This is a genomic window from Paraburkholderia sp. RL18-101-BIB-B (genome assembly GCF_046026985.1).
Taxonomy (GTDB): domain Bacteria; phylum Pseudomonadota; class Gammaproteobacteria; order Burkholderiales; family Burkholderiaceae; genus Paraburkholderia.
Map to the genome: position 1 here is coordinate 405,305 of NZ_JARESV010000002.1, position 12,612 is coordinate 417,916.

11 protein-coding genes are annotated in these 12,612 nt (G+C 60.1%); 1 reads left to right on the forward strand and 10 read right to left on the reverse strand.

Annotated features, from left to right (window positions below; all coding sequences use genetic code 11):
• Positions 1-71: 71 nt before the first annotated feature.
• The 10 genes from P0D73_RS04860 to P0D73_RS04905 all read right to left on the reverse strand — a co-directional run bounded on the left by P0D73_RS04860 (position 72) and on the right by P0D73_RS04905 (position 11,363).
• On the reverse strand, positions 72-1,175 hold the full coding sequence (locus P0D73_RS04860) for a porin (RefSeq protein ID WP_408430056.1): 1,104 nt from the start codon (positions 1,173-1,175) through the stop codon (positions 72-74).
• Positions 1,176-1,543: 368 nt separating this feature from the next.
• Complete coding sequence (locus P0D73_RS04865) at positions 1,544-2,164, reverse strand: response regulator transcription factor (RefSeq protein ID WP_408430059.1); 621 nt, start codon at positions 2,162-2,164, stop codon at positions 1,544-1,546.
• Between the two features lie 40 nt (positions 2,165-2,204).
• Positions 2,205-2,891, reverse strand: a complete 687-nt coding sequence (locus P0D73_RS04870; RefSeq protein WP_408430062.1) for an orotate phosphoribosyltransferase — start codon at positions 2,889-2,891, stop codon at positions 2,205-2,207.
• A gap of 37 nt (positions 2,892-2,928) precedes the next feature.
• Complete coding sequence (aspA, locus tag P0D73_RS04875; RefSeq protein ID WP_408430065.1) at positions 2,929-4,398, reverse strand: aspartate ammonia-lyase; 1,470 nt, start codon at positions 4,396-4,398, stop codon at positions 2,929-2,931.
• A 20-nt stretch (positions 4,399-4,418) separates the two neighbouring features.
• The gene (gene pyrC, locus P0D73_RS04880; RefSeq protein ID WP_408430068.1) at positions 4,419-5,477 is read right to left on the reverse strand and encodes a dihydroorotase; all 1,059 of its coding nucleotides are present in this window, start codon (positions 5,475-5,477) and stop codon (positions 4,419-4,421) included.
• A gap of 27 nt (positions 5,478-5,504) precedes the next feature.
• Positions 5,505-6,758, reverse strand: coding sequence for an allantoate amidohydrolase (locus tag P0D73_RS04885; protein WP_132374918.1), 1,254 nt, complete (start codon positions 6,756-6,758; stop codon positions 5,505-5,507).
• An 89-nt stretch (positions 6,759-6,847) separates the two neighbouring features.
• Complete coding sequence (locus P0D73_RS04890) at positions 6,848-7,798, reverse strand: dihydroorotate dehydrogenase (protein WP_408430072.1); 951 nt, start codon at positions 7,796-7,798, stop codon at positions 6,848-6,850.
• Positions 7,791-8,639 carry a dihydroorotate dehydrogenase electron transfer subunit gene (locus P0D73_RS04895; protein WP_408430075.1) on the reverse strand — a complete coding sequence of 283 codons (849 nt, stop codon included), beginning with the start codon at positions 8,637-8,639 and terminating at the stop codon, positions 7,791-7,793. Before P0D73_RS04895 ends, P0D73_RS04890 begins: the two co-directional genes overlap by 8 nt.
• 70 nt (positions 8,640-8,709) lie before the next feature.
• Positions 8,710-9,966 (reverse strand): MFS transporter, encoded by a 1,257-nt coding sequence (locus tag P0D73_RS04900; protein WP_408430078.1) that lies wholly within the window; start codon positions 9,964-9,966, stop codon positions 8,710-8,712.
• Between the two features lie 338 nt (positions 9,967-10,304).
• Positions 10,305-11,363, reverse strand: coding sequence for a porin (locus P0D73_RS04905; RefSeq protein ID WP_408430081.1), 1,059 nt, complete (start codon positions 11,361-11,363; stop codon positions 10,305-10,307).
• 266 nt (positions 11,364-11,629) lie between these two features.
• Here P0D73_RS04905 and P0D73_RS04910 point away from each other — a divergent pair, with 266 nt between their 5' ends.
• Positions 11,630-12,538, forward strand: coding sequence for a helix-turn-helix domain-containing protein (locus P0D73_RS04910; RefSeq protein WP_408430083.1), 909 nt, complete (start codon positions 11,630-11,632; stop codon positions 12,536-12,538).
• The last annotated feature ends 74 nt before the right edge of the window (positions 12,539-12,612 follow it).

Here is a 12,612-nt window from a genome sequence, read left to right on the forward strand (position 1 = left end):
CTCTTGAGTGGATGCAGCCTGCCGCCAGTACCGACGCCGAATTCACGCGCCGGAGCACGGTAAAAAGCATATCAGAACGTGTGCATCATTCCGACGTACACGCCGGTTTGCGATTCGCCGGCTATCGGGCTCGTCGGCGAGGACGAATCGCGCGGCGTCGCGAACACCGAGAACGTACCGTTCCTGCTGTTGTTCACGTAGGCGACGGTCCCGTAAAGAAAGGTACGCGAGTCTAGGTTATAGGTGGTCCCGAGTGCATAGAGCAAGGCATGGCTGCCAGGATCGTGCGAAGCATCTCCGGTACCTTCGCCTACCCGGATATAAAAGCCCGCCGCCGTCATGGCCCAGCGTGGCGTAGCCTGATAGGTGGCGCCCAGCCAGTAGTGGTCGGCGCTGTCGGCCACGCCTGCGGGCGAATCGGGCGCCGCGTAGTGCGTGTAGGCCGCCTGGATCTTGAACTTCTGCACGCGCACGTTCGCACCGACGAAATACTCGCGCGAGGCCGTGAAGATGTTGGATAAGCGCCCGCTCGAATCGCGTAGCTCGTCGTAGATGCCGCGCACGTCGAAGAGCGGTGAATGGTACGTGAGCATGATGCCGTCCGAGCGGCCGAACTCGCCTTCGGCGCCGTTGTTGAAGCCGCTCGCCTGATTGCCAAAGGCATACTGGCCCTGAACGTCGAAGCCATGAAAGACCGGGCTGTGGTACTCGACGTTGTTGCTGGTCTGCTGCCAATTGCGCCCGCGCACGAGCGAAGCCGACGACACGGCCTGCTGCACGAACGGATCGAATTCCCAGACACCGTCGCTGTCGATAAAAAGATTGCGCCCGGCCTGCAACTGGCCCCACGTCTCGTTCTTGAGGCCGACATACGCGCGGCGCGAGAAGAGCCTGCCGCCGCCAGTCGTGCCGTTCATGATCTGCAGCGCGGTTTCGAGGTCAAACAGTGCGGACATGCCGCCACCGAGATCTTCGGTGCCCTTGAAGCCCAGCATGCTGGTACCCCAGTCGCCGCCTTCCGCGCTCCAGCGGCTCGAACTGCCGCCCGTGCCGTTGGCAATGTGATTCAGGTATTCGATCCCGCCATCGACACGGCCATACAGCGTCACGCTCGATTGTGCCGAAGCAGCCGTGCTGGCCGCGAGCAGGACGATACCGCACAGTTGATATTTCACGAGAGGTTCCAGATTGATTCTCCTTTCGTTCTCCTTTCTGCCCCAGCCTCCGCTGTGCTGACGGATAGCGTCGTCAGGAACGAGTCAAAGCCGGACCGCCAACACAATCGCTCCCTCCAACCCTCGTTGTGATTCGCCCGGATCGTTGAGCACTGCCATGACGTACCAAACATGGGAATGCACTCTGAGTCTGCATACTACGAGGCGCAGCGGCCACTAGATATGACATATTTGTTGTAGCCGGTTACCCTGTACCGCTTGCGGATCTGTGGAAGACCCGCAATGGCAATGGTCACAAGAATCGTCACGCCGCGGGTGCGCGGGTGCAAAGCAGTCCACCTTCAAAAGCCAGGCGGCATAGAACGTCGTCAAAGCGATGTTTCGAGTTGCAGTTTGCTTGCCTGCCTGACCAGAGTGGCAAATGAACCCGCCTGCATTTTTCTCATGATGTTGCCGCGATGCACCTGCACGGTGTATTCGGCGATGCCAAGGATGGCTGCCGCCTGCTTGTTGAGCAAACCGCTCGCGAGTAACGGCAACAGTTCCTGCTCACGAGGCGTCAGCGATTGATAGAGCGCCTGCAGCATCGCTGCCTCTTGCGCCTCCTTGCGAAGGACGTGCGCCGTGGCAAGCGCCGCCTCGACCGCGCGTTTCAACGCATCCTCGTCGAGCGGCTTGGTGAGGAAATCGACAGCCCCGCTCTTCATGGCAAGGACCGCGGACGGCACATCGCCTCTTCCAGTAATGAAAATAACGGGAATCGAAGAGTTTGTGCCGACTAGCTTCTGAACTTCCAGGCCATTCATGCCTGGCATTCTCATATCCACGATCAGACATGCAACGACGTTGCGATGCGGCGTGTCCAGAAACGCTTCGCCAGAGTCGAATGTCTGGACGTCTCTTCCGTTTGCGCGCAACAGCGCAGCGAGTGCTTCTCGCACGCGTGTGTCGTCGTCGACCACATAGACCAGTTCGCTCGCGCAGTCCATGAAACCCCTCTATCGTTAGCGCGTGCCTCGCCCGACAGGCTTAACGCGGCGTCCATACGATTCCGCCACGCGCGTGCGACCACGCGACCGGGTCCTTGAGAAACGCTTCCAGTTCGTTCAGCGAGCGTTCGTCGACGAGGCCGTCACTTCTGGCAGCAACGAGCACGTCGTGCCAATTGGCCAGCGAATGCACGCTCACTCCCCAGCGGTCCAGCATTCCTGCCGTCGGGAACACGCCGTAGTCGAATACCACGAAGATGTCCTTCATCTTCGCGCCGACTTCGTGCAACGCGCGGCAGAACTCCCGCTTCGACTCTCCCGCAGCCATCAGGTCGTCAATCAACAGTACGCGGTCGCCGGTTTCGATCACGCCTTCGATTTGCGTCGAAAGGCCGAGGCCTTTGGCCTTCTTGCGCACGTACTGCATCGGCAATTGCAGGGCGTCCGCAATCCAGGCCGCCATCGCGATGCCACTCGACTCCGCGCCGACAATTGCGTCGATGCCCTCGAGACAACCACGCTCACGCACCAGTCGCAAGCTTTCGCCGACCAGCGCGTGCCGCAGCTTTGGAAACGAGATGAGCCGCCGGCAATCCATGTAGACCGGGCTAGTCCATCCTGATGGCAGGCGGAATGGTTCATCGACGCGGAACTGAACACAACCGGCTTCGATGAGAGCCCTGGCGACGGTCGTGGTCAGTCCGAGTTCCGTGCGTGAAATCGACATACATACTCCGATACTTGTGTTGGCCTGCGCGTTGAAATCACTTTGCAACGGCATCCTGTTCTGCGCCTGCACCCGCGGCAGCAATCAGATCGACAAGGCTGCCGTAAATGCGGGGCTGAATGAGTGCCTCCGGGCGAAGCGCCTCGTCGAGTTGCGCGCCGGTCATCAACTGTCGACGAAGCACGACTTCCCTGATGGTCGTGCCGTGCGCATGCGCTTCCGCCGCAACGGACGTCGCATTCTTGTACCCGATGTACGGGTTCAGCGCCGTGGCCAGCGCGAGCGAGCGCTCCATGGTCTCGCGCAGATGCCCGGCATTCGCCGTAATACCCTTCACACACTTGTCAGCGAGCGTGATGCACGCCGCAGTGAGATGTTTGAAACTGCGAAACAGCGCATAGGCGATGATCGGTTCGAAGGCATTGAGCTGAAGCTGGCCGCCTTCCGCGGCAAAGGTCACGGTGATGTCGTTTCCAAACACCTCGAACGCCACCTGATTGACGACCTCCGGGATAACCGGATTGACCTTGCCGGGCATGATCGAAGAACCCGCCTGCATCGGCGGCAGGTTGATTTCACCGAAGCCTGCTCGTGGTCCGCTCGAAAGCAGGCGCAAGTCGTTGCAGGTCTTCGAGAGTTTCACGGCGATACGCTTGAGCACTCCGGAAATCTGAACGAACGCACCGCAGTCCTGCGTGGCTTCGATCAGATTCGGCGCTGTGCTCAGTTCGATACCCGTGATCCGTTGCAGCGCTTCGAGCGCCTTCTGCGCGTAATCGGGGTGTGCGGTGATGCCTGTGCCGATGGCGGTGGCACCGAGGTTGATCTCCCGAATCAACGCCGACGCCTCACGCAGGCGCGCCATATCTTCTTCGAGCATGACCGCGTAGGTTGAAAACTCCTGCCCGAGCGTCATTGGAACTGCGTCCTGCAGTTGCGTGCGGCCGAGCTTCAGCAAACCCGCAAACTCCAATGCCTTTTCATCGAATGCCGCATGCAGTTGCGCCATGGCTTCGAGCAGATGCTCGATGGCAAAGAATGTGGCGATGCGCAAAGCTGTCGGATAAACGTCGTTCGTGCTTTGTGCGAGATTGACGTGTTCGTTCGGGTGAAGATGCGCGTACTCGCCCCGCTTGTGGCCCATCAGTTCGAGCGCACGGTTGCAGATCACCTCGTTGGCGTTCATGTTGGTCGAAGTGCCCGCGCCGCCCTGGATCACGTCCACGACGAACTGCTCATGCAGGTGACCTTCACGTATCTCGATACACGCGGCGACGATCGCATCGCGCAATGTTGGCGACAGCAGGCCAAGTTCAGCGTTGGCAACGGCTGCAGCCTGCTTCACTGCGGCAAGTGCGATGATCAGATTGGGATAGCACGAGACGGTCGTCCCCGAAATCTCGAAGTTTTCTTTCGCTCGTAACGTATGCACGCCGTAGTACGCTTCTTGCGGCACTTGTCGCTCGCCAAGAAGGTCATATTCAACGCGGAACTCCTGATTGCTCATAGCTCTCTCCGACGGGTCTTTTAATAGGCGTTCGAGTGGTCGACGAGGCGCCAGGGCAATTCGCCGCATCCCATGAATGTTTCAATCGATTTGCCGTCACCGAGCGCGACGCTTCGTGGCGCCTCATTGCGTTCTCGTGTCAGCGTCACGGTGCCTTCGTTCTGTGGAAGGCCATAAAAACGGCGGCCGTTATCGCTTGCGAAGGCCTCAAAGCGCTCGAGCGCATGTTCTTCGTCGAACACCGTCAGGTAGGCCTCAAGGGCTGTCGGCGCGCTAAAGATACCGGCGCAACCGCACGCGGCTTCTTTGGCGCCGCGCTCGTGTGGTGCCGAATCAGTGCCGAGGAAAAACGACCGTGAGCCGGAGGTCGCGACACGCCGCAGCGCAAGTCGATGCTGCTCGCGCTTGAGGACCGGCAAACAGTAGTAATGCGGCCGCAATCCCCCGGTGAACATCGCGTTCCGGTTCAAAAGCAGATGCTGCGGTGTGATGGTCGCCGCGAGCCGGCCACTGGTGTCCGCGTCAACAAAGTCAGCGGCCTCTTCGGTCGTAATGTGCTCGAGCACGACCCTGAGCGCCGGAAACCTGTCGAGCAAGCGCTTGAGCGTGCGCTCAATGAAGACAGTCTCCTTGTCGAAAACATCGATAGCCGGGTCGGTGCTTTCACCGTGAATGAGAAGCGGCATGCCCAGTTCCTGCATGACATCGAGCACGCTTGCGACCTTGTCGATGCCGGTCACGCCGTACTCGGAATGCGTCGTGGCGCCGGCGGGATACAGCTTCACCGCCGTGAACACGCGCGCCTCGAATCCCTTCCGGATTTCCGCAGGGTCGGTGTCGTCACATAGGTAGCATGTCATCAACGGCTCGAATGCAGAGCCTGCGGGCAATGCTTCGAGGATGCGCTCGCGATAGGCTCGCGCGGCTGCTACCGTCGTAACCGGCGGTTTGAGGTTGGGCATCACGATGGCGCGGCCGAACTGGCGCGCCGACAATGGCAGAACGGTGCGAAGCATCGTGTCATCGCGCAAATGCAGATGCATGTCATCCGGGCGCCGGATGGTAATTGACTGAACCATGACTGTTCCTTGACCTGAGCGGACTCGTTAGAGATGGTCGATGGTGTCGGCAAGCACACGCACGCCAAGCATGAAATCGTCGATGTCCATCGCTTCATGCGGATTGTGGGAGCCGTTCTCGTTGCGGATGAACAGCATGCCGCTGGGGATACCCGCGTTTGCAAACAGCGACGCGTCGTGCCCCGCGCCGCTAGGCACGGTCTCATAAGGTGTCGCCATGCGCTCGCAAGACGCGGCGAGCGCGGCGCAAATCTTCTCGTCCATCGTGGCGGGCGAAGACTCCAGGCGCCGGTCGAATTCGAATTTCACGCCACGTTCGCGCGAAATCGACGCGCACTCGGTACGCATCAACTGGTAGAACCCTTCGAGCGTGTCATGGCTCTTGCTGCGCGCTTCGAAGCTGAAGTGCACCGTGCCCGGAATACGCGAGATGGAATGCTCGGACGGGTCCGTACCCACGATGCCCGTCGTCACGACGAGGTCTATGCCGCGCTCGAGCAGCACGCGCCAGTGTTCGTCCAGCCTGGTGATCAGGTCCGCCACGGCGAACATCGCATCGTGACGCAGCCAGCGAGGGACTGCGCCCGAGTGACCCGCCTCGCCGACACAGGTAATCCGGTTGTGCCGGACGTTGCCACGAATGCCCGGCACCACCCCGAGTGCAATCTTGCGGGCGACCATGATGGGGCCCTGCTCGATATGCAGTTCGAGATACGCTTTGGCGCGGGATTGATCGAAGAGCATTTCCTGAGACGCAATGGCGGCGGTGTCCGCGCCAACCTGCTCCATGTAGCTGGCGAGCGACTTGCCCGAGGTTCGATGCTTGAGTTCGAGATCCTGTGCGGAGAGCTTGCCGAAGAGGGAGCCCGAGCCCATATAAGCCTTGCCGAACCATGCGCTTTCCTCCCCGCGAAAGGCAATGACGCGCAGCGGCGTACCCGACGCTCGACCACTCTGCTTCTGCGCAACCAGGCAGAGCAAGCCCGCGATGATGCCGGCGAGGCCGTCGAAGTTGCCGCCTTGCGGCACCGAATCCATATGCGAGCCGACCCAGACGGCCGGCTGCTGCGTGTCGCTCTCGGGCAGACTGAAAATAAGGTTGGCGGCGCGGTCGACATCGACATGCAGCCCTTCCTTCCCGGCAAAGTGCCGCAGGTAATCGGCCGCTGCGGACTCGCCTTTGCCATAGCTGTCTCGCGTGACACCTACACCGTCGGATGAGAGTTCGCGAATATCATCGAAGAGTTGCTGCGCGAGCCCGGTGAGGTCAAGTATTTCCATGATGCCCGTCCATTTGCACAATGTGCCGGTGCTATCCGGCACTTTCCCGAAGGCACTCGGTGAACGAGCCGCCTTCACGCAACGAGGATTCAGCCCGACTGTTGTGCAAACCGCAGCCAGCGGTCGCTCAACTGACGGTCCAGCTTCACCTGGCCGGTCAGGTCCCGAATGCTCTCGACGCCCATTTCCGTGCAGTACGCCTCAAGACCGTCGATGATTTTCTGCATGACGCCCGGGTCGCGGAACGATGCCGTTCCAACCTGTACAGCACTCGCACCCGCGAGCATGAATTCGACGGCGTCTTCGGCGGTCTGGATACCGCCACAGCCGATAATCGGAATCCGCACAGCCCTATAGCACTGGTGAACAAGCCGCACCGCGATCGGTTTGATGGCGGGACCGGACAGGCCGCCCATCACATTGCCGAGCTTCGGCTTACGGGTCCGGACATCGATCGCCATGCCGAGCACCGTGTTGCCCATCACGATGGCGTCCGCGCCGGCGTCTTCGGCTGCCCGCGCGACGGCCGCGATATTGCTCGCATTGGGCGTGAGCTTGACCCAGAACGGGTGATCGGTGCGCCGGCGAATCGCCGACACGGCCTTGTATGTCGTATCGGGCAGCATGGCGAACGCCATGCCGTCTGCTTCAAGATTCGGACACGATATGTTCGCCTCGATCGCTGCCACTTCCGGCAACGACATCTCCTCGCAGGCCTCGGCAAACTCGTCGGCGGTATCGGCTGAAATGGAAACGACAACCGGCGTATCGAACTTCAGATACGGCGGCAGCACATGCTCGCGGTAATACTCGAGCCCCTTGCTTGGGATGCCGATCGAATTGAGCATCCCGCTGTAGCTATCCGCCACGCGCGGCGTGGGGTTACCCGCGCGCGACGTTGGCGACACGCTCTTCACCACGAGCGCGCCAAGACAATTGAGGTCCAGCGCTTCCTGGTATTCAATCGCGAAACAGCCTGACGCCGGCATGACGGGGTTGCGCAAAATCATGTTGCCAACCCGGGCGGTTAAATTAGCCAAATTCCACCTCCCCAACCACCTCGCGGATGGGAAACACTGGGCCTTCGCGACAGACGCGAAGGAATTTGCGGTCACCGTCGCAATCGAACAGCCGCACGCATGAAAGACAGACGCCCATGCCGCACGCCATGCGTTGTTCCATCGCGACTTCGGCGGTGATTCGCGGATAGTCGGAAAGGACGCGCTGCAACAGCATCAACAGACGATGCGACCCACAGGTATAGACGGCATCAGGACGCTGCTGCTCGATGAGCTCACGCAGCAGCACCTCCATCGCTTCGACCGAAGACGTTCCGTCCGCATCGAAAACACTGCGGACATCCGCCGTCGCGCCCCGCAGAAACTCTTTTTCCATGAGGTCGGCCGGCGAGCGTGCCGACATGACGGCCGTGATGTCGACACCCGCCTGCGACGCTTCCTTGATGAGCGGAGCCATCGTGGCCAGGCCGACGCCACGCGCGACCACGAGAATGCGGCGATAGTTGGCGCTGAAGGTAAAGGTATTGCCCAACGGCCCGACGATGTCCATGCGACCGCCTTCGAGCAAGGTCGCCATTGCCTTCGTGCCAACGCCCGTGACGTTGTAGAGAAACTCGATGCGGTTGTCTTCGGGACCCGCACCATAGACACTCATCGGGCGCAGCAGGAACGGTTCGTGTTCCAGCGTAGTCGGGCATTTGAGCTGGTAGAACTGCCCAGCCTTCGTGATTCGCGCGATGGGCGCGTCTGCTTCCAGACGGATGTACTTGTATCGCTGGTTGACCCAGTAGTGCTCTGCGACTCTGCAACGATAGGAAGCGACAATTGCGGCGTTCTCGACGCCGCACGGGCTTGCTGACATGATGACTCCACTCTTCGATAACGCTGCGGACCGGTCAGGTGAACAGAGCGGTTCGCAGCAAACTGTCTGGTTATTCCAGTTCCGCGCCCTTCAACTCGGGAATGAGAAAGATCGTTGCGACCATGTCGAGCACATAGATGCTTGCGAGCAGGGCAATCGCGAGTTGCAGCGAATAAGCAGCGGCGATACCGCCCACGACGATAGGACCCAATCCGCCGACCGCGCGGCCGACATTGAAAAGAACGTTCTGTGCGGTAGCGCGCGCCGCTGTCGGATAGGCCTCCGACATCAGGGCACCGTAGCCGCCAATCATTCCGTTGACGAACATGCCCATGAGCGCGCCGGCCCACAGCATCACGCCTGGGTCTGAGAGCTTCGAATAGGTAATGACCATCGCCACCGCGCCAGCCTGGAAGAGCAGGAAGGTCGGCTTGCGTCCAATGCGGTCCGCCAACTGGCCGAAGATATAGACTCCGACCATCATTCCGACGATGGTCACCGACGTCCAGAGCGCCGACTTGGTGAGACCAAATCCAAGCGTTCTGGCGAGGTAAGTCGGTAGCCAGATCATGATGCCGTAGTAGCCGAAGTTCTGGACCGAACACAGAATGACGATGCCGAGACTCGTGCGGGCGGTGCGTCCGTCGGCGATGAGCAGCCTGAAGGCGTTAGGCTTGCTGGCTGATGTCTTCGCACTCCGCACGAACACTTCAGGCTCATGCAGCTTGTTGCGCACGACCCATGCAACGAGTGCCGGCGCCACGCCAAGCAGGAACATGCCGCGCCAGCCGATATGCGGAAGCAGCAGCGGCGTGAGTAGAGAGGCTGCAAGCACGCCGCTCTGCCAGCCGAGCGCAACATACGACGACACGCGCGCGCGATGTCTTGCAGGCCATGCTTCAGCGGCCAACGCCATGCCGATTCCGAACTCACCACCCAGACCGATACCCGCGACTGTCCGGTAGGCCAGCAAATCCCAGAAGCCGTGAGCGAAGGCACACATCCCGGTGAAGAGCGCAAAAATCACGATGGTCCACGTCAGAACCCGGATGCGGCCGAACCGGTCCGACAGCGCGCCGAACAGAATGCCACCGCCCACCGCGCCAATCAGCGTCCACGTGACCAGCGCACCCGACTGCTGCGTGCTCAGATGCAGATCCAACGCGATGGCAGGCAACATGAACCCAAGAATGAGCAGGTCGAATCCGTCCATCGCGTAGCCGATCGCCGAACCGGCCAGTGCTTTCCAGGCGTACTTGCTGGGACGGTCGTCCGCCCCGACTGGCGCGCTGGCATCGCGCCCTGCCGCCCTTGCATTTGCTTCCATGACTTCCTCCAGTGGAGAACTTCCTTTCCTGCGATTCGAAAACGGTCTTTGTGGACCCGCGCGTCAACTACAATGCTATTCGTACAAAAAAATAGACGATCAGCGCGCCTGAAATCATCCCGAAGGACACAAATCGGGAAACTTCATGCAATGCGCTGTGTAGTGACGTCCTGGGTCTTGAACTACCTAGAAAGGTGGCTGTCTCGGACGCTGAACTCCGTTGCTTCAGAGACTCGTCTAAATATTTAGACTACGCGCTTTTGGCGCACCCTGCAACGCGATTTCCGTTAGTGAAAACCCGTAAGCGCGAATTGGCCGAACGCCGGTCGCGCCACGACTCAGAAGTTGTGGCGAAGGCCTGCGCCGTATGTCAGTCCCGTGGACTGGCTAGCGTAGTGGTCGTATTTGAACGCCGCGTACACATCGGTACGCTTGGAGAGCGGATAGTCGTATCCGACCGCCCAGGTGGTGCGGTGAACGTCGCCACTGTTCGGCCCCGTCGACTTCGAATACACAAAGTCTCCGAGCACCGACCCCACGCCCACGGGAATCGAGACGCCAAGCTGTTCCGAGTTGGTCGTTGTCGTACCCAGCGTCGCCTTGTCGCGGATGTTCATGAAGCCGGCGAATACGCGAACCACGTTGAAGTTGTACGACCCGTCGAGTTGAATCGTCTCCTGGCTCTTGAGACCGGATATAGCCGGCAATGCCGTCGCGATGTCACCCGCCACATTGCTGTAGTTGATGTACTGGTAGTTGGCCGCGAGCACGACCGGGCCGTTCGCATAGTTAAGCGTTCCACCCCACTTGTGCGCACCGGCGTCACCCGCCGTGTTACCGAACGAGTAGATCACGGTGCCGTTCAGGCCGCCGATCGTCGGCGACGAATAGGCTACGGCGTTGTTCCAGCCGGAATCGCCCACGACGCCCTGCGGACCGAGCCCCTTATACGTGTGGAAAATCCACGGAGAGAACGTATAGGAGTTGAAGAACGGATTGAGATTGATCGTTGAAATGTACAGAGGCGTTGTCAGCCTCCCCGCACGAATGGAACCATACGGCGTGGCAATGCCGAGGTACGCGTTGCGAGAGAAGAAACTGTCGTTCGTGAAGCGGCCGTACGTGCCGTTCTGCGGCTGGAAATAGCTCTCGAGCACGAAGAAAGTGGAATAGCCGCCGCCCAGGTCCTCTGTCCCGTGAAGCCCCCAAAAAGACGTGGACAGCCCGCCCCCTTGCATCACCACGGCCGCATGGGCGCCAGGATTTTTGACGGAGCCGACAAACGCGTCGACCAGACCGTAAAGCTGCACCGAGGATTGCGCGAACGCCGGAGCGCTCAGCGCGGCAGTGCCGAAGAGACAAAGACTCGGCAGGAGTTTGAATTTTGCACCAGACATGAAAAGCCTCTTGTTCGTTTCAGCTGACAGCCGCGTGGTCTTCCGGATTGCATCGTCGACATCGCGAACGCGCACCGGGCATCTGTGACGCGCCGCCGGGCGAACGTCACATGAGAATCTTGCGACCGTCTAAATAAAACGACAAGTGTATAAAAAAGCAAAAACTCTAGAATTTTGCCAAAAACGCCTCAGTATCTTCCCTGGTAATGCAGCTTTGACGACGCCTTGAGGTACAATTCGTTTGGATTTTTATACGAGGACGTATCGTGGCCGAAGTTCTAGGTTTCCGCAAAACAGCGCCCACTTTCGACTTCCTCGCTATCGGCGAGCGCCTTCGCGCCTATCGCATGGCTCGCGGACTTCGCTCCGACGACATTGCTGAACGGCTCGCAATTTCCCGCGCCGCCGTCTACAACCTCGAACGTGGTGAAATCGTCAAGATTGAAACGCTCGAGCGTCTGGCAGCGCTGCTGGAAGTGACGCTTCCCAATCTGCTCGGGGTTGAGTCCGAGTACCACGACTCCGCGGTCAGTTACTTCGAGCGCATGCGCCAGCTCGAATCGCGCTCGACGCGCATCCTCGCCAACTTCGATCCGATTTCATTCCTGCTTACCTCTGAAGCGTACCCGCAGCATCTGCGCTCCATGCTTGACGAGAGCGTCCCCGACGAACTGGTCGGAGAAAGCTCGAAGCGGATCAACAGCGACGTTCTGAAAATTCTGGCCGCACGGCGCAAGGTGTTCGAACAGCAGCGTCCTGGCATCCTCAGCCTGATTGGTCTCCGGCAGATTGAGCAGTTCCTGCATCATGGGCTGGTGGGCCGTTTAGGCCTGCCTTCAGGCGTGCAACTCGAGCGAAAACTTGCGGCACGCAAGGAAGTCGCACACATGATCGAGGTGTTGAACAGCGACCCTATTGGCGTCCAGGTCGGTATCGTGACCGACAATCTGCCGAGTGAGACCTTTCAGATTTTCGAGGAACCGGGCAGCCAGCATGTAGCGGTATCGCCCTTTCGCCTCGGCGAGCTTCCGAATGTGCGAACAGGTATTGCGACGATTACAACGTCAGCCGATGCTGTCGCGATGTACCGCGGCCTGATCGAGCGCGTGTGGGCCGGCTCCGCCAAAGGGCGCGACGGCGCGAAGCTCCTGCAACTGCTACTCGATCGCGGTTAATCCCGCAGGATGCCCCGACCTCGCGGCGGCCGCTGTTAGCACCGGATGATACGACCGGCGCGCACGACAATTTT